Origin of the sequence: Paenibacillus sambharensis (assembly GCF_003233845.1) — a bacterium.
In the GTDB taxonomy this organism is placed as follows: Bacteria; Bacillota; Bacilli; order Paenibacillales; family Paenibacillaceae; genus Paenibacillus_I; species Paenibacillus_I sambharensis.
The window spans coordinates 154,253-177,346 of sequence record NZ_QKRB01000055.1 but is presented as its reverse complement, the minus strand read 5'-3'; the positions used below and the strand labels follow the sequence as shown (position 1 = coordinate 177,346).

General features: G+C 54.6%; 23 protein-coding genes and 1 other RNA gene. All 24 read left to right on the top strand.

Going from position 1 to position 23,094, the window contains the following annotated elements; genetic code table 11:
• The first annotated feature begins 4 nt into the window (after nucleotides 1-4).
• The 24 genes from DNH61_RS20835 to rnpB all read left to right on the top strand — a co-directional run bounded on the left by DNH61_RS20835 (nucleotide 5) and on the right by rnpB (nucleotide 23,072).
• A complete protein-coding gene (locus DNH61_RS20835; protein ID WP_111148749.1) occupies nucleotides 5-448 on the top strand; it encodes a GatB/YqeY domain-containing protein in 444 nt (147 codons plus the stop codon).
• Nucleotides 449-695: 247 nt separating this feature from the next.
• Nucleotides 696-2,066 (top strand): NfeD family protein, encoded by a 1,371-nt coding sequence (locus DNH61_RS20830; RefSeq protein WP_111148748.1) that lies wholly within the window; start codon nucleotides 696-698, stop codon nucleotides 2,064-2,066.
• 42 nt (nucleotides 2,067-2,108) lie between these two features.
• Nucleotides 2,109-3,110, top strand: a complete 1,002-nt coding sequence (gene floA / locus DNH61_RS20825) for a flotillin-like protein FloA (RefSeq protein WP_111148747.1) — start codon at nucleotides 2,109-2,111, stop codon at nucleotides 3,108-3,110.
• Between the two features lie 56 nt (nucleotides 3,111-3,166).
• On the top strand, nucleotides 3,167-3,685 hold the full coding sequence (locus tag DNH61_RS20820) for a hypothetical protein (protein WP_111148746.1): 519 nt from the start codon (nucleotides 3,167-3,169) through the stop codon (nucleotides 3,683-3,685).
• A gap of 148 nt (nucleotides 3,686-3,833) precedes the next feature.
• Entirely contained in the window at nucleotides 3,834-4,112 is a 279-nt protein-coding gene (gene yqfC / locus DNH61_RS20815; protein WP_111148745.1) for a sporulation protein YqfC, read from the top strand.
• Between the two features lie 14 nt (nucleotides 4,113-4,126).
• Nucleotides 4,127-5,320: a sporulation protein YqfD gene (gene yqfD / locus DNH61_RS20810; protein WP_111148744.1), complete on the top strand. Its 1,194-nt coding sequence runs from the start codon at nucleotides 4,127-4,129 to the stop codon at nucleotides 5,318-5,320.
• 4 nt (nucleotides 5,321-5,324) lie between these two features.
• The gene (locus DNH61_RS20805) at nucleotides 5,325-6,293 is read left to right on the top strand and encodes a PhoH family protein (RefSeq protein ID WP_111148743.1); all 969 of its coding nucleotides are present in this window, start codon (nucleotides 5,325-5,327) and stop codon (nucleotides 6,291-6,293) included.
• Nucleotides 6,294-6,313: 20 nt separating this feature from the next.
• Entirely contained in the window at nucleotides 6,314-8,563 is a 2,250-nt protein-coding gene (locus DNH61_RS20800; protein ID WP_111148742.1) for an HD family phosphohydrolase, read from the top strand.
• Nucleotides 8,560-9,057 (top strand): rRNA maturation RNase YbeY, encoded by a 498-nt coding sequence (ybeY, locus tag DNH61_RS20795; protein ID WP_111148741.1) that lies wholly within the window; start codon nucleotides 8,560-8,562, stop codon nucleotides 9,055-9,057. Before DNH61_RS20800 ends, ybeY begins: the two co-directional genes overlap by 4 nt.
• Nucleotides 9,054-9,416 carry a diacylglycerol kinase family protein gene (locus DNH61_RS20790; RefSeq protein ID WP_425452286.1) on the top strand — a complete coding sequence of 121 codons (363 nt, stop codon included), beginning with the start codon at nucleotides 9,054-9,056 and terminating at the stop codon, nucleotides 9,414-9,416. The genes ybeY and DNH61_RS20790 overlap by 4 nt, the downstream gene beginning before the upstream one ends.
• Before the next feature lie 19 nt (nucleotides 9,417-9,435).
• On the top strand, nucleotides 9,436-9,864 hold the full coding sequence (cdd, locus tag DNH61_RS20785; protein WP_111148740.1) for a cytidine deaminase: 429 nt from the start codon (nucleotides 9,436-9,438) through the stop codon (nucleotides 9,862-9,864).
• Between the two features lie 44 nt (nucleotides 9,865-9,908).
• Nucleotides 9,909-10,826: a GTPase Era gene (gene era, locus DNH61_RS20780; protein ID WP_111148739.1), complete on the top strand. Its 918-nt coding sequence runs from the start codon at nucleotides 9,909-9,911 to the stop codon at nucleotides 10,824-10,826.
• A 173-nt stretch (nucleotides 10,827-10,999) separates the two neighbouring features.
• Entirely contained in the window at nucleotides 11,000-11,152 is a 153-nt protein-coding gene (locus tag DNH61_RS20775) for a YqzL family protein (RefSeq protein WP_111148738.1), read from the top strand.
• 30 nt (nucleotides 11,153-11,182) lie between these two features.
• Nucleotides 11,183-11,980, top strand: coding sequence for a DNA repair protein RecO (gene recO / locus DNH61_RS20770; RefSeq protein WP_111148851.1), 798 nt, complete (start codon nucleotides 11,183-11,185; stop codon nucleotides 11,978-11,980).
• Between the two features lie 345 nt (nucleotides 11,981-12,325).
• On the top strand, nucleotides 12,326-13,213 hold the full coding sequence (glyQ, locus tag DNH61_RS20765; RefSeq protein WP_111148850.1) for a glycine--tRNA ligase subunit alpha: 888 nt from the start codon (nucleotides 12,326-12,328) through the stop codon (nucleotides 13,211-13,213).
• Nucleotides 13,206-15,287, top strand: a complete 2,082-nt coding sequence (gene glyS / locus DNH61_RS20760) for a glycine--tRNA ligase subunit beta (protein WP_111148737.1) — start codon at nucleotides 13,206-13,208, stop codon at nucleotides 15,285-15,287. The genes glyQ and glyS overlap by 8 nt, the downstream gene beginning before the upstream one ends.
• A 28-nt stretch (nucleotides 15,288-15,315) precedes the next feature.
• Entirely contained in the window at nucleotides 15,316-16,146 is an 831-nt protein-coding gene (locus DNH61_RS20755; protein ID WP_245948278.1) for a pyruvate, water dikinase regulatory protein, read from the top strand.
• Nucleotides 16,147-16,240: 94 nt separating this feature from the next.
• Entirely contained in the window at nucleotides 16,241-16,711 is a 471-nt protein-coding gene (locus DNH61_RS20750; RefSeq protein WP_111148736.1) for a YaiI/YqxD family protein, read from the top strand.
• Between the two features lie 40 nt (nucleotides 16,712-16,751).
• Entirely contained in the window at nucleotides 16,752-18,605 is a 1,854-nt protein-coding gene (gene dnaG, locus DNH61_RS20745; protein WP_111148735.1) for a DNA primase, read from the top strand.
• Between the two features lie 17 nt (nucleotides 18,606-18,622).
• Entirely contained in the window at nucleotides 18,623-19,744 is a 1,122-nt protein-coding gene (gene rpoD / locus DNH61_RS20740) for an RNA polymerase sigma factor RpoD (protein ID WP_111148734.1), read from the top strand.
• A gap of 85 nt (nucleotides 19,745-19,829) precedes the next feature.
• On the top strand, nucleotides 19,830-20,657 hold the full coding sequence (locus tag DNH61_RS20735) for a hypothetical protein (protein ID WP_111148848.1): 828 nt from the start codon (nucleotides 19,830-19,832) through the stop codon (nucleotides 20,655-20,657).
• Nucleotide 20,658: 1 nt separating this feature from the next.
• Nucleotides 20,659-21,441 carry a tRNA (adenine(22)-N(1))-methyltransferase gene (locus DNH61_RS20730; RefSeq protein ID WP_111148847.1) on the top strand — a complete coding sequence of 261 codons (783 nt, stop codon included), beginning with the start codon at nucleotides 20,659-20,661 and terminating at the stop codon, nucleotides 21,439-21,441.
• Nucleotides 21,408-22,523, top strand: coding sequence for a Nif3-like dinuclear metal center hexameric protein (locus DNH61_RS20725; protein WP_111148733.1), 1,116 nt, complete (start codon nucleotides 21,408-21,410; stop codon nucleotides 22,521-22,523). The genes DNH61_RS20730 and DNH61_RS20725 overlap by 34 nt, the downstream gene beginning before the upstream one ends.
• A 141-nt stretch (nucleotides 22,524-22,664) precedes the next feature.
• Nucleotides 22,665-23,072, top strand: an RNA gene (gene rnpB, locus DNH61_RS20720) — RNase P RNA component class A.
• Nucleotides 23,073-23,094 lie beyond the last annotated feature (22 nt).

Genomic DNA, 23,094 nt, shown 5'->3' with positions numbered 1-23,094 from the left:
CACAATGAACCTTACCGAACGATTGAACGACGATATGAAGCAGGCGATGAAGAGTAAGGATAAATTCAAACTCTCCACGATTCGGATGATCCGCTCCACGATTAAGAATCAAGAGATTGAGCTTAAGCGTGATCTGGATGATAACGAAGTGCTTGATATACTAAGTCGGGAAATCAAACAACGTAAAGATTCCCTCCAAGAATTCGAAAAAGCGGGCCGCAATGATTTAGCGGAACATGTAGCCGCAGAAATAGATATTATTAGTGAATACCTTCCCGAGCAGCTGACTGAAGAAGAAGTCAAGGAGATTGTAAAGCAGACCATCCAGGAAACCGGTGCTTCTTCCAAAGCTGATATGGGAAAAGTCATGGCAGCCTTAATGCCGAAGGTAAAAGGCCGCGCTGACGGTAAACTAGTAAATCAGCTCGTGCAGCAATTTCTGCAATGATTGGCGCAAAATGAGCCGCTTGCTCCGGTACAGCGATTCTTTTTGTATGAAATAGGGAGTGCGTCTTCAGCTCCCCTGTCAAGAAAGCACCCTAATAAGGGTGTTTTTTTGTTGTCCGATGAATAATACATATAGAGCCTTAGATTCCCGTTTGTGTTATTGTCATTAGGAAGGGGCTGCCTGAAAAATTGAAACGCTGGAAAGAATAAGACGTATAAGGACTATATCATGAGAGGGGTGTCAAATTATGCAGAACGCTGTAATCATTCGGCGATTCTCCATGCTGACCGTGCTCTGGCTGGTGGCAGCCGTATTCAGCGCCGTGCTGTCCACTGCTGCAGCGGCGGCGGAAGCACCGCCAAAGCCGTCATCAGCGGGAACGGCCGTGTATATAGTGCCTGTCAAGCAGACTGTGGAATCAGGCCTTCAATCCTTTCTGGAGAGAGCATTGGGTGAAGCAGAAGAAGCCAATGCCGAACGAATTATACTCGTTATCAATACTCTCGGGGGCAGAGTGGACAGCGCCGATGAGATCGGCAAGCTGATCCGGGAAAGCCCCATTCCGACGACAGCGTTTATTGAAGGAAAGGCCGTGTCTGCGGGCACATTCATTGCCTTGAATGCAGACATGATTGTGATGCAGCCCAGCAGTACGATTGGTGCGGCAGCAATTGTCGATGCACAGGGCACATTGATTGAGGATGCCAAGGTGAGATCCTACTGGGTGTCCCGTATGGTCGGCGCGGCTGAGCTGAATGGGCGTGACCCTAACATCGCCGTAGCGATGACGGACCCAAGACAGCGAGTTGAGCTGCCGAAGCTGGATAAGGTGAAGGGTGAGGGAGAGGTGCTCAGCATATCAGCCGCTGAAGCAGTAAAGGTTGGTTATGCTGATCATATTGCCAATTCGGTAGACGAAACGCTTGCCTGGCTAGAGCTTGAGGACCGTCCGGCCGTGGAGGTCAACCCTACCTTTGTTGAACGCATGGCGAGGTGGCTGGTTCAGCCATGGGTGCAGAACCTGCTGTTGATTGCCGGTATTGCCGGTATTGCCATTGAACTTCTTGTACCCGGGTTCGGGGTGCCGGGCATCATCGGCTTGCTAGGCTTTGGCCTGTTCTTCTTCGGCCATTATGTTGCAGGCTTTGCGGGCATGGAGTCGGTCGTGCTGTTCGTTATCGGGGTTGCGCTGCTGATCATTGAGATCTTCGTTCCGAGCTTCGGGATACTAGGCACACTCGGCATTGCGGCTCTTGTCGGAGGCGTTACAACTGCTGCCTATGACTCTGAGCAGGCTGTCATGTCGCTCTTGCTAGCCTTCCTGTGCGCATCTGTTATTGTTGCGGTTGTTGTTTATATATTCCGGAGGAGAGGCGTATGGAACCGGTTTATTCTGCGGGACCGGCTGACAACAGAGGAAGGATATGTTTCTACTGCATCCAGGCCGATGCTGCTTGGTCAAGAGGGAGTTACCCTGACGCCGCTTCGTCCTTCGGGCACGATACAGATCGGTGAGGAGCGGATTGATGCCGTAACAGAAGGAGGCTTCATTGCATCCGGTGCCAAGGTCAGAGTGTCCCAGGTAGAAGGAACAAGGGTGGTTGTCCGCGAAATATAGGGGAGCTGCCACATTTAACCTAACAATGGAGGTAAGACAAACATGAACGAGTTGGATCCAACAATTATGTATTTGGTGATTGGCGTTATCGCCTTCATCGTCCTGGCTGTATTCTTGAGCTTCTTCCCGGTTATGCTCTGGATTTCGGCACTGGCTTCCGGTGTGCGGATCAGCATCATCACCCTGGTGGCTATGCGCCTGCGGCGTGTTGTTCCGTCCCGGATCGTCAACCCGATGATCAAAGCAACGAAAGCCGGTCTCGGCTTATCGATTAACCAGCTGGAGAGCCACTTCCTGGCGGGTGGTAATGTAGACCGGGTGGTCAATGCCCTGATTGCCGCACAGCGCGCCAACATTCCGCTAGAATTTGAGCGTGCCGCCGCGATCGATCTCGCCGGCCGTGACGTTCTGCAAGCGGTACAGATGAGTGTTAACCCGCGTGTCATCGAGACGCCTGTCGTAGCAGCGGTTGCAAGAGATGGTATTGAGGTCCGGGTAAAAGCACGTGTAACGGTGCGTGCCAACATTGACCGTCTCGTCGGGGGCGCTGGCGAAGAAACGATTATTGCCCGTGTCGGCGAAGGTATCGTAACAACGGTTGGTTCAGCCAATACCCATAAGGATGTGCTGGAAAACCCTGATCTGATTTCCCGCACAGTGCTGGGTAAAGGTCTTGATGCCGGAACGGCGTTTGAGATCCTGTCCATTGATATTGCGGACGTTGATGTAGGCAAGAACATCGGTGCTCAGCTGCAGACCGAGCAGGCGGAGGCTGACAAGCAGATCGCCCAAGCCAAGGCGGAGGAACGCCGTGCAATGGCTGTGGCGCTGGAGCAGGAGATGAAGGCGCGCGTGGTCGAGATGCGTGCACGCGTCGTTGAGTCCGAGTCGCAGGTGCCAATCGCCATGTCCGATGCACTCCGCAACGGCAAGCTTGGCGTAATGGACTATATGAACCTCAAGAACATTGAAGCGGACACGCAGATGCGCGGCTCCATCGGCAAGCCTTCGGATTCCGGCCGCGGCGATAAAGACGGTGTCTAACCTGCAAACCGGCATTAACCAGCTCTTTTGCCGATTGCGGACACGGAGGTGATGGAATGATCGAGAGGCTGATCTATTTTTTGCTGGATAACATATTTATCGTCGTGGTTATCGGCGGTTTCCTGCTATCCTTGCTCGGTAAGAAAGCCAAGGCGCCCAGCCGGATGCCTGATTTCGGCGGACAGGGGCGTCCCATGCAGCAGCAGAGCAGCGAGCAGGACCAGCAGCGGGATCCGGATAACCGCAGCGTCGGCCGGCCGGCGGAGGTAAGGCGTGAATTCCGTCCGGAAGGCGCAGAACCGATTCCTACAAGAGAAGGTTCGCGATCGCCCTTCGGCAGTACAGGCGGCAGCTTGTCAGCAGAGGGTTCCACTCCGGGCTGGTACGGGGAAGGCACTCCCGCGCCTGCGCGGCCAGTCCGTCCTGCACCTGTCCGTACGGTCCGTACTTCACCTGCCCGTCCTGACGACCAGTCAGAGGTGCTTAGAACGGATGCAGATGAGCTGCGCCGTGCTGTAATCTGGGCTGAGGTGCTTGGCCCGCCCCGGGCGAAACGTCCCTATGGGCGCAAATAACACCGTAAATAGAAGAAGGCTGCTGCCAGCATCTGCTGGTTTTGGCAGCCTTCTTTTTTATTTGCCCCGAAGTCATCCACAGCACATTTTCATAAATTGGAAGGCTGGCGCATAGGTTGTAAGGTACAGAGGAGGGAGTGCATCCGCCATGCGTCGATTTGGCCAAAAGTTGCGAAAATGGACCGCTGAAGTGCTTGATCTGCCCCAGGACGTCGTTTTCGATCTCCCGCGTATGACGATGATTGGCGATCGGCAGCTTTACATAGAGAATCATCGTGGTGTGCTTCATTTCTCCCCGGAAAAGCTTCGGCTGGCATTGCCTACCGGCGAACTGGAGGTCATGGGTCAGGAACTGGTGATCCGGGGCATCTGGACGGAGGAAGTGTTTATAGAAGGCATTATCGTGCAGGTACAGATCAACGGGTAGGAGGCGTCTTGCCAATGAGATTGTCATGGCTGGATAAGATGAGAGGTGTCGTATCGGTCCGGATTCAGGGGAACGGGTTGGAAAATTTGATGAATGCGGCGGCTGCGGACGGGCTGCAGCTGCTTTCTCTGCGGCGGACAAGCCTGGATGAGGCAGTATGCGGCCTGCGCCTTCGGGATTTGTTCCGGATCAGGCCTTATTTGAGGAGGACAGGCTGCAGACTCCGTATAACAGGAAGGCACGGACTTCCATTTATGCTCGCCAAGCTGGAGAGACGGAAGTTCTTCGTGGCGGGCATGCTGCTCTTCTTCGTCGGCATGTATCTCCTGTCGTCACTCGTGTGGCGTGTGGAAGTGAAGGGCAATGACCGTCTTGCGGCTGATCTTGTCCTGCGGGCTGCCAGAGAAGAAGGAATTTATCCCTTCCAGTGGTCGTTCCGGCTTCAGCCATTTGATGAAGTCTCGAAGAGACTGGCTACGAAGCTGCCAGGTACGGCATGGGTCGGCGTCCAGAAGCACGGCACGAAGGTGACGATTGAGCTTGTGGAGACCACTGCCCCGGATGCTAAGCCGCTGATGAGCCCGAGGCATCTGATTGCTTCCGAGGACGCCGTGATTACCCATATCATGGCAGAGACGGGGCGGCCGGTTGTCAGGAAGAATACCAGAGTGAAGAAGGGTGATGTACTGATTTCGGGACTGCTTGGCGATGAGGAGAAGGAAGAGACCGTGGTGGCGGAGGGTACGGTCAAAGGACTCGTCTGGCATGAGTACAACATCGTCTCGCCGCTGACAAGAACTGTCAAGGTGTATACAGGGGAGCGTAAGGTTCAATGGTTTGCGGTTGTCGGCGGGCGGGCGCTGCAGGTCAGCGGTTTCGGCAAGGCGCCATTCGGACAATATGAGAAGGTAAGGCAGGAGCAGCAGGCAGCATGGCGGGGGATTTCCTTACCATTCGGCAGAATGAAGCAGTCGATTATGGAGACAAGGCTGGAAAAACGGCCGGTGACCAAGGAGGAGGCCAGGGCTGACGGACTGCTGCAGGCCAGGGCCGAAATTTTGACCAAAGCGGGCGAGGATGCTGTTATACGGGACGAAAACCTTTTGCATGAAAAGACGGAGAATGGTAAAGTTTATATGAAAGTGCTTTTCGAAGTGGAGCAGTCCATCACGACGGAAATGCCTTTAGTCCACATACAAGGAGAATGACGATTTGCAAGAAACGACGGGAGTTGTGAAAATTCCGCTGGAAAATGCTGCCGAAGGGCTGGCTGTATTCGGTCCGCAGGACAAGTATCTCAAGCTTGTGGAAGCGGAGATGAATGCGGAAATTCGTTCACGGGACGCCGAGATTGTCATTACCGGAACCGCAAGCGAGCTTGCTTCACTAGAGCAGCTGTACCAGGTACTGCTGCAGTTGGTAAGGGGAGGCTATACGCCGTCCGAGCGCGATATCATGTATGCACTTGAGCTTGCTCGGGAGATGAAGGCGGAGGAGCTTCTGGATCTGTTTAAGTCCGTCATCACCACCACTCATAAAGGAAAGCCTATTCAGGTCAAGACGATCGGACAGCGTCACTATGTAGCCACGATCCGGAAGAAGGATATTGTCTTCGGGATTGGACCGGCAGGCACGGGCAAGACGTATCTCGCTGTTGTCATGGCCGTAGTGGCTCTCAAAGAAGGCGCAGTCAAACGGATTATCCTGACGAGGCCTGCCGTTGAGGCAGGGGAGAGTCTGGGCTTCCTGCCGGGAGATCTCCAGGAGAAGGTAGACCCGTACCTGCGTCCGCTCTACGATGCACTGCATGACGTTCTTGGACCCGAACAATCCGCCAAAGCGTTTGAGCGGGGCGTCATTGAAGTAGCGCCGCTTGCCTACATGCGCGGCCGGACACTGGATGATTCATTCATCATATTGGATGAAGCGCAGAATACGACCCCGGAGCAGATGAAGATGTTCTTGACCCGTCTTGGCTTTGGTTCCAAGATGGTCGTAACCGGGGACGTTACACAGATTGACCTTCCGCGGGGGAAGAACTCGGGACTTATCGAAGCACGCCGGATTTTGCAAAATATCGGGGAAATCGGTTTTATTACCTTCTCTGAATCTGATGTTGTCCGTCATTCGCTTGTGCAGAAGATTATCATGGCTTATGACTGGGACGCGGAAAATCATTAATAGAGAGGAATGTAGACTGCATGAGCCGGAACCAGACCACGAACCGGGCGGTGTCGCTGCCGTCCAAGTCGACAGGATGGAAACACGGCGCCGGGGCCCGGTGGCTGCTGCTGCTTCTGTTCGTGCTGCTCTTTTATGCCAGCCTTTCACCGCATCTCATTCCGAGAACCTATGATATCAAGCTGGGAACGATAAGCGACCGGGAAATTGTTGCGCGTAAACAGTGGAATGACGAGAAAGCGACCATTAAGGCCCAGGAAAGGGCAGCCGAGAACGTCGAACCGAAGTATTCGATTGTTGCCCTTCGCAATGAAGGCCTGATCGAACAGATCTTTGGCAGGGTGGAGCAGCTCAATGCAGAAGATCAGGTGACCTTTCAGAATAAGGTGGATATTTACCGGAGAGAGATACCAGAGCGGTATGTCTCTTTTGTCAATAATTTCGTAAGGACCAATCTTAACTCGGATACGTACAGCGCCACACTGCTGGAAGAGATGGCGAAGAACGTCAAGGACCAGCAGTATCAGATTCCCGAGGAAACCTACTATAAGCTGCCGCTGCTCTCCAGTAAACAGATCGAAGAGATGGAGGCGGTTGGCGTTGATGTCGTCCGCAAGCTGATGAGCGAGCAGCTCCGGGATGCCGAGACGGCGCGCGCCAAGGTGGCGGAGCTTGTGAACACAAGCGCGCTTAACGATCGGACAAGCCGTGAAATTGTCGCCGAGCTGGCGCGCTACGCGATCATGCCGAACAAATTTTATGACAAGGAAGCGACGGAAGAAGCCAGGGTACAGGCAAAAGAAGACACGCAGCCGGTCGTAATCAAGGAAGGCGACGTTGTTGTCAAGCGGGGCCAGCTGATTACCGAGGAAGTATACGAGCGGCTCGAAGGGCTTGGCCTGCTGCAGGACTCGAAGAACTATTGGCCGCATTTGGGCCTGCTGCTGCTGTCACTGCTGTTCCTGCTTCTTATCTACTTCTACCTGGAGCAGTCGGGTATTCTGAGCAGCGGACCGGACCGTAAGTATAACAACGCCCAGCTGCTTATGCTGTGGCTGATCTTCGCGCTCAATCTGCTGACGATGTCGATCATCTCCATGATTCAGACGATTGAACTGTCCTACATTGGCTACCTTGCGCCAGCAGCTCTCGGAGCAATCCTGATTGCGCTTCTGCTGGACACGCATCTGGCGATGGTATGCTCGCTTTTGTTCGCTACTATTGGCAGTATCATGTTTAATCTGGATAATGATCATTTGTTCGATTTCCGGTACGGATTTGTGATAGCGGTTGTGTCCTTTGCAGCTATTTTTGCGGTGCACAGGGCAAGCCAGCGTTCTACGATTCTGAAGGCGGGCATTATGGTCAGCCTGTTCGGCACCGTTTCCGTGCTTACACTGCTGATGTTCGGGGATGCACTGCCGCGCACCGAGCTGATCTATGCGGGAAGCTTTGCCTTTGCCAGCGGCCTGCTGACTGCTGTACTCGTGATAGGGCTGATGCCGTTCTTCGAAATATCATTTGGCATTCTATCGGCTCTCAAGCTGGTTGAGCTGTCCAATCCTAACCACCCGCTGCTGCGCAAGCTGCTGACTGAAACACCTGGCACTTATCATCATAGCGTTATGGTCGGCAACTTGTCGGAAGCGGCGGCGGAAGCGATTGGAGCGAATGGCCTGCTGTGCCGGGTCGGCTCCTTCTATCACGATATCGGGAAGACGAAGCGTCCTAGCTATTTCATTGAAAATCAGACGAATATTGAGAATCCTCATGATTCGATCGAGCCGAAGCTCAGCAAGTCGATCATAATCGCCCATGCCCGGGATGGTGTGGACATGCTGAAGGCCCATAACATTCCGAAGCCGATCCGTGATATCGCCGAACAGCATCATGGAACGACCTGCCTGAAATATTTTTATCACAAGGCGGTTAAGCTTGCAGAAGCGGAGGGTGAAGAGCCGGATTTCACGGAGGATGATTTCCGTTATTCGGGGCCGAAGGCACAGTCCAAGGAAGCGGCAATTGTCGGCATCGCGGACTGTGTGGAAGCAGCAGTGCGGAGCCTTCGCAATCCGACGATGGAGCAGATCGAAACTATGATACAGAAAATTATCAAGAACCGTCTGGATGACAATCAATTTAACGAATGCGATTTGACGATGAAGGAGCTGGACAGCATTTCCCAGACGCTGAAGGAAACCGTCGTCGGCATTTTCCATTCACGGATTGAATATCCGGAAGACGTGAAACCAAAGGAGCGGCTGGGATGAGTGTGCAATTGGAATGGAGCAGCGAACAGGAAATAATTGAGATACCGGATGCGCTGGTCAGCCGGCTGGAGCAGCTGCTCCAGCTTGCGGCAGAAGCGGAGAAGGTAGAAGCGGGCGAGGTTGCGCTGCTCTTCACCGATGACGCCGGTATCCACCGGCTCAACCGGGACTACCGGGGAATTGACCGGCCGACCGACGTGCTCTCCTTCGCTATGCAGGAGGACAGCGCAGAGGAACCGGAGATTGTCTTTGAGGTGGAGGATGAATCCGAGGAGGATCCGTTCTCCGGCATGCTTGGCGATATCATTATCTCGGTGGAGCGCGCTCGTGCACAGAGTGAGGAATATGGCCATTCGCTGGAGCGTGAGATCGGGTTTCTGTTCGTGCACGGTTTCCTGCATCTGCTCGGATATGACCATGGTACTGAAGCAGAAGAGCAGCAGATGACGTCCAAGCAGGAGGCCATTCTGCAGCAGGCAGGGCTCAGCCGGTGATCGCCCGGCTGCTTCGCAGCTTCGGCTATGCGGCAAGCGGAATTGTCTCGGCTGTGCGGCGTGAGCCCAACATGCGTATTCACCTTGCTGCGGCAGGCTGTGTAACCCTGCTCGGAGCCCTGCTTGGCATTGCAAGGCTGGAGTGGGCTCTGCTGCTGCTGGCCATGGGAATGGTGGTTACGGCAGAGCTGATGAACACAGCCGTTGAGCGAGCTGTGGACTTGAACACACTGGAGCCACATCCGCTTGCCAAAGCGGCGAAAGATACAGCGGCCGGCGCGGTTCTCGCGGCGGCCGTGTTTGCTGCCGTCATAGGCGCGGTTATTTTCATACCGCATCTCTGGCGGCTGATTACATAGTGAAGGGGAAGGGATATTGATGACAGGCAGCACAATTGACAACGAACTGGCGGGGCGTCTGCTGGAAGCGGCGAAGGAAGCAAGAAAGCGTGCCTATATTCCATACTCTGGCTTTGGTGTAGGAGCCGCTCTGCTGGATCAGGAAGGCAACATTCATTACGGCTGCAATATAGAGAATGCCGCTTACAGCCCGTCCAACTGCGCCGAGCGCACGGCCATGTTCAGCGCGATTGCCCAGGGACACGCGCCGCGAAGCTTCAAGGCGATGGCGGTGGTGGCGGATACGAAGGGTCCTGTCTCGCCTTGCGGCGTCTGCCGTCAGGTCATGTCCGAGCTCCTGGGACCGGATACACCGGTAGTATTGGGGAGCATGGAAGGACCATGGGAAATAACCAAGGTTGCAGAACTCCTCCCAGGCGCCTTTTCCCTCGAGTCGGAGAACAAATAAGCAGAATCAACAAAGATGAATTACGATACACAGGAGGTTACCAGATGTCCAACCAGAACAGCGGCAAGCCGGGTAAATTCCGTTCGGGCTTTGTGGCGATCGTCGGCAGGCCCAACGTAGGCAAGTCGACGCTGATGAACGGGTTGATCGGCCAGAAGATCGCCATCATGTCGGATAAGCCGCAGACCACACGCAACAAGATTCATGGTGTTTATACGACGGACAGCGCACAGATTATTTTCCTTGATACACCTGGAATCCACAAGCCGAACTCCAAGCTTGGCAACTTCATGAACCAGTCTGCGCAGAGTGCGCTGGGGGAGGTGGAGGCGGTCCTGTTCCTGACTGACGTGTCCGAGGAACTGGGGGGCGGTGACCGTTACATTATCGAGATGCTGAAGAACTGCAAGGCGCCCGTTATTCTGGTGCTGAACAAGATCGATAAGGTTCATCCCGAGGCGCTGCTGCCGATTATTGATAAGTACCGGGAGCTGATGGAGTTTACAGAGATCGTACCGATCTCCGCACTGCAGGGCAATAACGTAAACACGCTGCTTGATACGCTAACCAAATATTTGCCTGAAGGGCCGCAGTATTATCCGGCTGACCAGGTAACGGACCATCCTGAGCAGTTCGTCTGTGCCGAGCTGATCCGGGAGAAGATCCTTCATATGACGCGGGAGGAAGTGCCGCATTCCATTGCCGTAACTATTGAAGACATGCGCGTTCAGGAGAACGGGGTTGTCTATATCGGCGCTGTGATCTTCGTGGAGCGTGATTCGCAGAAGGGCATCGTCATCGGCAAGCAGGGTGCCGTTCTGAAGGAGGTTGGCAAGCTGGCGCGGCGGGATATCGAAAATCTGCTGGGCTCGCGTACGTTCCTCGAGCTGTGGGTAAAGGTTAAGAAAGACTGGCGGAACCAGGATCGCGTGCTGAAGGACCTCGGCTACCGGAACGAATAATCCGGGCAGGCGGGAAATGAAAGTCCAGCGGGAAGCTGCGCCAAGGCAAGCCCATACCCGGTTGACGCCTGTTTTATAACAGGATATAAACACCAAGGATACTCAGGATGCATTCATCGCAACCTATTCTCTGTATCGGAACTGCAAGCATTTACGGAGAAAGGATGAATCGCATGCGTGATTTTTCTTGGACGTATTTTACGTTAACCGGAGATGTGGACGCGTTCTTACTGTATAAACAGGTGGACCAGGTCCGGGCTCTGAATGAAACCGGAGGTCCGCAGGAAGCAATGGATTCGCTGGAAGAGTGGGAGGAAGCGGAGTAAGCTCCGCCCTTCCGGGTGGGGGAGAGGCTGTTGCTTTACCGAGTAGAGGGCATTATCATTCGTTCAATGGATTATGGGGAAGGCAATAAAATCGTTACACTGCTGACCAACACGAACGGAAAAGTCGGCGTGCTCATACGCGGCGCCAAGAAGCTCAAGAGCCGTTACGGCTCGCTGTCTCAGCTGTTTACCCACGGGGAGTTTGCATTCTTCAGGACTAGCGGACTGGGGACACTCAGCAGCGGAGAAATTATAACCTCCCATCACAGGCTGAGGGAGGAGCTGGATCTGATGGCCCATGCCTCCTATGCGGCTGAGCTGACCGACCGGGCACTGCAGGATGAAGAGGCAGGCAGCTTTCTGTTTGAACAGCTGAAGGCCTGCTTTCAGGCGCTTGAGGACGGCAAGGACCCGGCGGTGACCATTCATCTGTATGAAATGAAAATTTTGCAGGCGGCAGGTTATGCGCCTGTTTTGCATGCGTGCGCTTCTTGCGGCCGGGAGGAAGGACCGTTTGTCTTAAGTCCCCGGCTGGGCGGACTGCTCTGTCCCCGGTGCCGTTATACGGACCCGTCGGCTCTGCGTCCGGGTGAAGGCGCCATTAAGCTGCTCAGGCTGCTGGGGACGATGGATATGCGGCGGCTTGGCAATATCCAGATCAAGACGGAGACCAAGGCGGAATTGACAGAATCGGTACGGGCGCTGATGGATTACCATATGGGACTGCGGCTTAAGTCCAGGGCATTCCTGGATTCACTGGCTGGTATGCAGGCAGCTGCACCACAGCGGCGGCGGCCGCCCGGTGACGACCCTGCCAGCCCAATTTGACAAAACCGTCAATTATCGCTAATATAGGGCAATATGAGTATCGGACGATGATGGAGAAAGTAACCGACGATTGCGGCAGTCAGCGAGCAGGGGACAGTGGAAGCCCTGCGGCCGGCCGTTGGTGAAGGGCGCTCCGGAGGACGCTGGCAGGGCAAGAGGCGGGCTTACCGTGTGAACGGCAGCCAAGTAGGGTGGAACCGCGGGATTATAGCTCCCGTCCCTACGTCTGGGAACAGGCGTAGGGACGGGAGTTTTTTGGCGTCCATGCAGGGCCTTCTGCTCACGCTCCTCATCCTATTCCCGGTCTTTCTGTTTGCTAATTCTATGATAAGGGGTGCGCAAGTGATGAATTTTCAGGGAATGATTCTGACGCTCCAGCAATTCTGGGCAGAGCAAAACTGTATTCTGGTACAGCCGTATGACGTGGAGAAGGGCGCGGGCACGATGAACCCGATGACGTTCCTGCGTTCCATTGGTCCAGAGCCGTGGAATGTGGCTTATGTGGAGCCGTCCCGCCGGCCGGCAGACGGACGTTACGGAGAGAACCCGAACCGCCTGTATCAGCATCATCAATTTCAGGTCATTCTGAAGCCGTCGCCGGACAACATTCAAGAGCTGTATCTCGAGAGCCTGAAGCGGCTTGGAATTAACCCGGCTCATCATGATATCCGGTTCGTCGAGGATAACTGGGAATCGCCTACGCTAGGCGCCTGGGGCCTTGGCTGGGAAGTATGGCTTGACGGGATGGAGATCACGCAGTTTACTTACTTCCAGCAGGTGGGCGGCATTGATGCCAGCCCGGTGTCTGTTGAGATCACATACGGAATGGAGCGCCTTGCCTCCTACATACAGGACAAGGAAAATGTCTTTGACCTGGAATGGGTCGAGGGCGTCACTTATGGCGATGTGTTCCTGCAGCCGGAGTTCGAGCATTCCAAGTATACATTCGAAATTTCGGATGCATCGATGCTGTTCTCCCTGTTCGCGATGTACGAGGCGGAAGCGGGAAAAGCACTGGAGCATAACCTGGTGTTCCCGGCTTATGACTACGTGCTGAAATGCTCGCATACCTTCAACCTGCTTGATGCGCGCGGCGCGATCAGCGTAACGGAGCGGACCGGCTACATCATGCGTGTCCGCAACCTCGCCCGCAAATGCGCGGCTGTTTATTTGGAGGAACGGGAACGGCTAGGATTCCCGCTGCTTAAGAAAGGGGCTGAAATCAATGGCTAAGGACCTGCTGCTGGAGCTGGGACTGGAAGAGGTGCCTGCCCGGTTTGTGCGCGGCGCATTGAACCAACTGAAGGAAAAGACAGGCAAGTGGCTGGAAGAAGCCCGGATTGCTCATGAAGGCATTGAAGCATACGCTACACCGCGCAGGCTGACTGTGCTGGTACGGGCTGCGGCTGAGAAGCAGTCGGATGTCAGCGAGGAAGTAAAGGGGCCTTCCCGCAAGATCGCTCAGGATGAGACGGGAGCGTGGAGCAAGGCTGCCCTCGGTTTTGCCCGCAGTCAGGGTGTAGAGCCGGATCAGCTCTTCTTCAAGGAGCTTGGCGGTGTTGAATATGTGTACGCGAATAAGAGCAGTATTGGCATAGAGACCTCCGTGGTGCTGCCTGCCGGGTTAACGGATATTATCAACGGCATGGTGTTCCCGAAGAACATGCGCTGGGGCGCCTATGAGATGCGCTTCGTTCGTCCGGTCCGCTGGATGGTTGCGCTCTATGGAACCGAGATTATTCCGATCGAAATTGCGGACGTTGCCAGCGGCCGCACATCGCGCGGTCACCGGTTTCTGGGAACCGATACGGATATTGATCAGCCGTCGGCTTATCTGGATAAGCTGCGCGAGCAGCATGTCATTGCTGACTTGGCGGAACGCGAAGGCCTGATCGTCAAGCAGATTGAGGAGCTGGCAGCGGAGAAGGGCTGGAATATTGCGGTCAAGGAGGATCTGCTTGAGGAAGTATTGTTCCTTGTAGAATATCCAAGCGTACTGTTCGGCACCTTTGATCCTTCGTTCCTCAATATCCCGCAGGAAGTGCTGATTACCTCCATGCGCGAGCACCAGCGTTACTTCCCGGTGCTTGATAAGAACGGGAAGCTGCTGCCTTACTTTGTCACAGTGCGCAACGGCGACCGCACGTCGATCGAGCAGGTGGCGAAGGGCAATGAAAAGGTGCTTCGTGCCCGTCTGTCCGATGCAAAGTTCTTCTATTCGGAGGATCAGAAGCTGGCGATTGCCGATGCGAATGCCAAGCTGGAGAATATCGTTTACCACGAAGAACTGGGCAGTTTGGCGGACAAGGTTCGCAGGATCAGAAGCCTGGCTGACCTGATTGCCGGAAGTCTGGCAGTAGACGAGCAGTCGCACCGTGATATCAGCCGTGCGGCGGAAATTTGCAAATTCGATCTTGTGACTCAGATGGTCTACGAGTTCCCTGAGCTTCAGGGCATTATGGGCGAGGATTATGCGCGCAAAGCCGGCGAGAGCGAAGCTGTGAGCAGGGCGCTGTTCGAGCATTACCAGCCGCGGTTTGCAGGTGACCGTGCACCGGGATCATTGGTTGGCGCAGTAGTTGCTCTGGCCGACAAGATGGATACGATCGCGGGCTGCTTCTCCATCGGCATCATTCCAACCGGCTCGCAGGACCCTTATGCGCTTCGCCGCCAGGCGGCTGGCATTGTCCAGATTATGCTGTCGCACAAGCTTGGACTTACGCTCGCCGGACTGTTCGATCTGGCGCTGAATGTGCATGAAGCCCGCGGCATGAAGCGTGACCGGGCAGAGGTTCGTCAGGATTTGATGGATTTCTTCAGTCTCCGGGTCAAGAATGTGCTCGGTGAACAGGGAATCCGTTATGACATCATTGATGCGGTTATGGCTTCCGGCTTTGCGAATCTCTCTTTGACCATTGCAAGAGCTTCCGCTGTACTGGCAGCTGTATCCGGACAGAGCATGCCGGACTTCAAGGCAACAACCGATGCCTTCAACCGCGTCTGCAATCTTGCTGCAAAAGCGGAAAGCCGCACTGTGGACCCGTCGCTGTTCACCGATGAAGCGGAACGCACACTGTTCGAGAGCTGGCGAACAACCCATACCGCCTATCTGGAGGCGTTGGAAGCAGGGGATGCAGCGGAGGCTCTGGCAAGGCTTGCAGGATTAAAAGAACCCATAAACGGGTATTTCGATCATGTTATGGTAATGGTGGAAGACAGCACAATCAAGGATAACAGGCTGGCGGCACTTGCTGCGCTGGCGGATGATATCAGGCAGCTTGCTGACTTCTCCAAGATCGTCTGGTAAACAGCAGCGGCAGAGAGGAGATGCGAACATGAGCATGCCAGTTGAAGGCGGTTCAGGCAGGTCCGATATTATTATCTATGTCGTGTCCGACTCCGCAGGGGATACCGGCGAGGTAGTCGTCCGGGCGGCAGTGGCGCAGTTCCACCCCGCTTACGCGGATGTCCGGCGGGCTCCTTTTGTCCAGGATGAAGGCACAATCGAGAGGGTTCTAATAAGAGCCCTTTCCGAAAATGCCGTTATTCTCTATACGCTGGTTATCCCGAGGCTGCGTGAGTATATGGCTATGCGCGCAGAGGAAATGAACGTGCAGGCCGTTGATCTGCTTGGTCCGCTGATTGAGAGCCTTGAACGCCAGACCGGCAGCAAGTCCCGGCAGGAGCCTGGTCTTAACCATGTGCTCGACGCCGACTACTTCCGCAAGGTGGAAGCCGTGGAGTTTGCCGTGAAATACGATGACGCCAAAGATCCTACGGGCATTCTGAAAGCAGACATTGTGCTTGTCGGGGTATCACGGACGTCTAAGACACCGCTCTCTATGTACTTGGCGCACAAGACCTACAAGGTGGCTAACGTGCCGCTGGTACCGGAGCTCAAGCTTCCTCCCGAGCTGTTCAAGCTGCCCAAATCCAAAATCGTCGGTCTGACGATCGGGACCCATTATCTTAATATTATCCGCAAGGAGCGGCTGAAGGCGCTTGGGCTGCCTGATAATGCTTCGTATGCGACGACAACCCGGATTGAATACGAGCTGGAATATGCAGAATCGGTCATGAAGCAGCTGGGCTGTGTTGTCATCGATGTATCCCATAAGGCGGTAGAAGAAACAGCGAGCCTGATCCTTGAGACGGTCCGCGGATAAAAAAGCGAATGTTTGTACGCGGTTTTGCAGGATTTTTTGTAAAGCCATCGTATATAATAGTACGGTACTTTTCCAGAAATTGCGGTGATAACAGTTGGAACAACAGGCTCCTCGTATCGTGGTTGACGCCGATGCATGTCCGGTCAAGCGTGAAATCGCCGAGACGGCAAGGGCATTCCGGGTCCCCGTCCTGCTGGTTGCATCCTATGATCACCGGATGGAGGCGGCGGATGGTGTCGAAATCAAGCAGGTGGACCGCAGCAGCCAATCGGTAGATCTGTACATCTCCAACCTGGTGAGCGCTGCAGATATAGTTGTCACCCAGGATTTCGGTCTTGCGGCGGTGGCGCTTGGCAAGCGGGCAACCGTTCTGTCGAACCGTGGTGAGCAGTACACGAATGAGACGATTGACTATCTGATGGCCCGCAGACACGATCACGCCAAGATCAGGCGCGGCGGCGGAAGAACCAGAGGTCCGAAGGCGATGACAGACGATGACCGGAGGCAATTTCAACAAAAGCTGACAAAAGTTTTGGAAGATTTGCAGGAGAATAGGGAGCCATAGCGAATAGTTATACGTGTCATTAGGATGAAGGTGATGTTGAATGACCGTCGGTAGAATTCCTGAGGAAGCGATCGAAGCTGTTCTAAGGCATCACGATATTGTAGAGACGGTCGGCAGACATGTGCATCTCACGAAGAACGGGAAATATATGAAGGGACTGTGTCCGTTCCATTCAGAGAAAACGCCGTCCTTCACCGTAACGCCGGAGAAGCAGATCTTCTACTGCTACGGATGCGGTAAAGGGGGCAATGCGATCCACTTTGTGATGGAGATGGAGGGATACAGCTTCCCTGAAGCCGTCAGAGTAATGGCCGAGGAAGCCCATGTGCCGGTAACCTGGGAGCCTTCCCAGCAGACTGGGGAACAGACAGCCGAACAGAAGGACAGGCAGATTCTGCTGGAGGCGCATGAATACGCCGCCAAGTTCTACCACTACCTCCTGTTGAATACAGAGTTTGGCCGTGGGGCCAACCAGTATTTGCGCGATCGTGGCATGAGCGATAAGCTGATTAACCAGTTCATGCTCGGGTACGCGCCGGACCGCTGGGATACGCTGGTCAATTTCCTACAGAAGAGAGGGTATGACCTCGCGCTGATGGAGAAAGGCGGGCTGGTTTCGGCTAAGTCGGACGGCAGCGGCTATGTGGACAGGTTCCGGGACCGGATCATGTTCCCGATCTGGGATAAGGACGGTAAGGTGATTGCATTCGCCGGACGTGTTCTCGGTGACGCGCAGCCGAAATATCTGAATTCGTCGGATTCGATGCTCTTTCATAAGAGCAGCACGCTCTATAACCTGCATCAGGCAAGGCCTTCCATCCGCAAGAGCCGGACTGTTGTTCTGTTCGAAGGCTATATGGATGTCATTAAAGCCTGGAGTGCGGGCGTCCGCAACGGCGTAGCCAGTATGGGTACTGCTTTTACTGACGATCATGTGGAGCGGATCCGCCGCAATGCCGATGAAGTTATTGTCTGCTATGACGGGGATGATGCGGGACAAGCGGCAGCCATGAAGACGATTCCGATGTTCGAGAAGGCCGGACTGAAGGTGAAGGTGGCGGCGATTCCGGGCCGGAAGGACCCTGACGAATACATTTCCGAGTACGGGCCCCAGTCATTTCTTCGTGAGGTGATCGACAGTCCGCTGACGGTTACGAAATTTAGACTACTATTTTTAAGAAAAAGCCATAAACTCCTAGAAGAAGAGGGTCGTAAAAACTACGTCCTTGAAGGAGTGCGGATTATCGCAGAGCTGGATTCCGCCACAGAGCGTGAATTCTATCTGCGGGAGCTGTCAGGCGAGTTCGGTATTTCACTGGATACGCTGAAGCAGGACTGCCACGACATTTTGCTGAGCCGGCAAAAAGTGCGCGGCGGCGGGGATAATAACGATAATTCGTGGAATAATGGTAGGAATGAAAGTCGCCGTGCGCCCAAATCAATGCCGGCGGTATCGGTTCACCACCAGATTGAGCGCAGACTGCTCTACTGGATGATGCATGACACCGAGGCGGCGGAATTTGTGTTTGACAAGCTTGGCGACGCTTTTAACGTAGAGGATCATGCAGCTTTGGCTGCTTACCTATATGCCTATTATTCGCAAGGAAACGATCCGGAAGTCAGCCGTTTCGTTGCTTCACTCCGCGATGAACGGCTGGAGCGGACCGCAGCTTCTATCCTGAGCATGGACATTATTCCGCCGTACGACAACGAGGTTCTTGAAGCCTATGTCACGGAGGTGCTCAAGCAGCCCAGGCTGCGAGAGCTGGATGAGCGGAGGGAAGAGTGGATACGCGCGGAACGGTCAGGTGACGTTGTGCGGGCCGCGGTAATTGCAAGTGAGATTATAGCCCTAGAGAGACAGCTGAAAGGCAGACAGGATGACCGTGTCTAGGGAGGAGGGAGTCGGATATGGCGAACGATCAACATACGGAATTGGATGCGGAACAGAAGCTGGAGCTGGTCAAGGAACAGCTGATTGAACAAGGCAAGAAGCGGTCTTCCCTGACGTACAAAGAAATTATGGAGAAAATGTCTCCGTTCGATCAGGATCCAGAGCAGATGGATGAATTTTTCGAGCAGCTTGATGACATGGGCATTGAAGTTGTCAATGAGAACGACGATCATCCGCTTGGAAGAAGCGATGAGGAGCGGGAGCACGACGATTTCAATTTTGACGACGATCTGGCTCTTCCGCCAGGCATTAAGATTAACGATCCGGTAAGAATGTACCTCAAGGAAATCGGACGTGTTCCTCTCTTGTCAGCCGATGATGAGGTAGAGCTTGCCAAACGGATCGAGAATGGCGATGAGGAAGCCAAACGCCGCCTTGCAGAAGCGAACCTGCGGCTTGTCGTTAGTATTGCCAAGCGCTATGTCGGACGCGGCATGCTATTCCTGGATTTGATTCAGGAAGGCAATATGGGCCTGATCAAGGCTGTCGAAAAATTCGACCATACGAAAGGCTACAAGTTCAGCACGTATGCTACCTGGTGGATCCGCCAAGCTATCACGCGTGCGATTGCGGACCAGGCGCGTACGATCCGGATTCCGGTTCATATGGTGGAAACGATCAACAAGCTGATTCGGGTCTCCCGGCAACTGCTGCAGGAGCTTGGGCGAGAGCCTACCCCGGAAGAGATAGCTGCTGAGATGGATCTTAGTACCGACAAGGTACGGGAAATTATGAAGATTGCCCAGGAACCGGTATCCCTTGAGACACCAATTGGTGAAGAGGACGATTCGCATTTGGGTGACTTTATTGAGGATCAGGAAGCTTTGGCTCCAGCTGATGCTGCGGCTTATGAGCTTCTTAAAGAACAGCTTGAGGACGTGCTTGATACGCTTACGGAGCGTGAAGAGAATGTACTGAGGCTGCGTTTCGGTCTGGACGACGGCCGGACGCGTACGCTCGAGGAAGTTGGCAAGGTTTTCGGGGTAACCCGTGAACGCATCCGCCAGATCGAGGCGAAGGCGCTGCGCAAGCTGCGGCATCCAAGCCGGAGTAAGCGGCTGAAGGATTTCTTGGAGTAAGAATTGACTTGTGACCTTTCTGCTCGTGCAGTAAGGTCTTTTTTTTCCATCATGGGCCAGGGGAGGCCGAAAGGGTTGCGTGGGGATGGATCAGGAACGACGGACAGTCATCATAAGAGAAATTGACTATTGGCGGCGGAACAAGCTGCTGCCTGACCAATACTGCGATTTTCTGCTGAATTTGTACGCAGTGCAGGATCAGGAGAGAACTCCCTCCGGGTGGACGGGAAAGGCGGCAACGGCGGTTCAGAAATCCAGCGGCAAACACTGGCTCCTTGCTTTTGGAGCATTTTCCTTGATTTGTCTTGTCGCTTTATATTTTAACGCTTTTCACCCTCTATTGCAAACCGCATTGTCGCTTACTGTGGTCACTTTTTTGCTGTCATACGGACAGCGGAAGAGAGCTGTAAATGAGTCAGCCGGGCTCTCCATTATTGGAATCGGCATCTTGTACAAGCTTGGAATCGGCCTGTATATGCTCCATCTTCACGATATTCAGGCTTGGGGCTGGACGGCCGCCTTTCTGGCGGGCTGCTCCGTCTTCTGGATCATATTTGGCATGGGAGCGGGGATACCGCTACTCCATCTGGGCGGCTGGGTTGCTGCGATCCTGGTCTACGCCCTGCTGCTGGCCAAAAATACCGCCGATCCCGCCTGGTACGAGGTTCAGCTGTATTGGGTGCCGGTTGCTTTTGTCTTCGGGTGGTTCAGCTGGTTCGTTCACCGCTGGTCCAAGCCGGCTTCCGCCGTGCTGCTGCTGACAGGCGTACTGCTCTGGTTTATGCCGGAGGTCCATGCTGCAATCATTCTGGCGGAGCAGGACTGGATTCAAGTACAATTGATCGTTAAAATCGGATTAGGAGGAACGATGCTGTTCTTCTTAAGAAAACATTGGATTGCGTGGGTTGCCTGACATGTTGAAATTATCGAGAAGGCTGCAGACCATAGCCGGTCTGGTACCGCAGCATTCGCGCGTGGCTGATATCGGGTCTGATCACGGGCTGCTGCCAGTATACCTGCTGCAGACAGGGCGCTCAGACTTTGCTGTGGCTGGAGAGCTGAATGAAGGGCCGCTGCAGGCGGCTGTTAGACAGATCGAAGCAGCGGGCCTGACTGGACGCATTGCGGCACGAAGAGGCAACGGCCTTGCTGTTGTTGAGCCCGGTGAAGTGGATTGTGTGACTATAGCTGGCATGGGCGGGGCGCTGATGGCGGCAATTCTGTCGGAAGGCATGGCCGCCGGCAAGCTTGAAGGCGTGACAACGCTCGTGCTGCAGCCTAACGTCGGTGAGGATTTGGTCCGCCGCTGGCTTCTGCAGCAGGGCTGGTATTTGGCGGCAGAGCGACTGGTCGAAGAGGACGGCAAGTGGTACGAGGTGCTGCTGGCGGTCCGGATTGCAGATGCAGAAGCTTGCAGTACAATGCTCTACAATCCAACGTTCCTGCCTTTGGACAGGGATGAGGAGGAGAAGCGGAGACTGCTTCTTCACATGGGTCCCTGGCTGCTTAGACAGCCAAGTAATGTTCTGAGGCGCAAGTGGCAGAGTGAAGCGGACAAGCTGCGCAAAATCTGCGCAAGGATGGGCCGCTCGGACTCTGCCGAAGCGGCTGAGAAACAGCGTGAGATGGAACGGGAGATTGAAACCATCGAGGAGGTGCTCGGATGTTTGCAAACGGACAAACGGTCGTTCAGCTGATGGAACAGCTTGCCCCCAAGCAGTACGCTGTGGAGGGCGACAAGATCGGCCTGCAGGTAGGCACGCTCAACAAGGAAATCCGCAAAGTGCTGGTTGCGCTCGATGTAGCGGAAGAGGTTGTAGATGAAGCGGTCCGCGAGGGCGCCAATCTGATTATTGCCCATCATGCTGTCATCTATCGCCCCTTGGCGAAGATTGACACCGGTACACCCGCCGGGAGACTGTATGAGCGCCTGATCAAGCATGATATTGCCGTCTATATTGCCCATACGAACCTGGATGTTACCGAGGGGGGCATCAACGATTGGATGGCGGACATGCTGGGCCTGACGGGCCGGGATGCGCTGGAAGAGGTACATACGGACAAGCTGTACAAGCTGGTTGTTTTTGTCCCGGAGGATCATCACGAGCGTGTGTTGGAGGCGTTATTTCATGCTGGTGCGGGACAGATCGGTAACTACAGCAAATGCAGCTTTAATTTGAATGGAACCGGCACCTTCCTTCCTGGCGAGAATACGAAGCCTTATCTGGGTGAAGCCGGCCAGCTGGAGCGGGCAGCAGAGGTTCGGATAGAGACGATTGTGCCGGGTCAGCTGCAGCGTAAGGTGGTTCAGGCGATGTTAAAGGCTCATCCGTATGAGGAAGTGGCATATGACTTGTACCAGCTGGATCTGAAGGGACGCACCTTCGGCCTTGGACGGGTCGGCAAACTGCCGGAGCCTGTTACGCTTCAGCAGCTTGCCGAGCAGGTAAAGCAGGTGTTTGAAGTGCCTGCACTGCGTGTCGTAGGTGATTTGGCGGCTCAGGTCCGCAAGGTGGCGGTACTGGGAGGCTCTGGAGCACGCTATACCCGGCATGCAATCTTTGCGGGGGCAGACGTGCTCGTAACGGGTGACATCGATTACCATACCGCGCATGACGCCTTGGCTGCCGGGCTTTCGATTATTGATCCTGGCCACAATATCGAGAAGCTGATGAAGCCGCGTGTAGCCGATTACTTGAAGCAGGAGCTGGCTGGGCGCAAGTCATCGACAGAGGTAATTGCCTCCGCCGTGAATACCGAGCCGTTCCGCTTCATGTAAGGATGAGCTCGTCCTGCCGGGAGCTTTTCCTCATTTCCCACTCGATCACAGTTGAGCTTTGGGCTAATATCTAGTATACTAAGCATCGTGTCGCTCACAGGAACAACCTTACGGCTGTTCCGCCTGGAGCGGTAGGACAGGAAAGTTTGACAGACAATCGCCGGCAGCCGCAAGGCTGCGGGAGGAAAGTCCGGGCTCCACAGGGCAGGATGCTGGATAACGTCCAGTCAGCGCGAGCTGAAGGATAGTGCCACAGAAATGGACCGCCGATGGCCGGCATGCCGGCACAGGCAAGGGTGGAACCGTGGTGTAAGAGACCACGAGCGGCATTGGTGACAATGCGGCTGGTAAACCCCATCTGGAGCAAGACCTAAGAGAACGCGGCTGTCCGTGACGGACAGCAGCCTTAGCCCGAGGCGCGTTCGGGTTGGTCGCTTGAGCCGTTCAGCAATGGACGGCCTAGATAGATGATTGTCACTTCCGCGTGGGAGGGTCGTTCCCGCTTGCACCACTGGAAGTACAGAACCCGGCTTATGGCAAACTTTCCTATAACGGAAAACACAAAATGAAC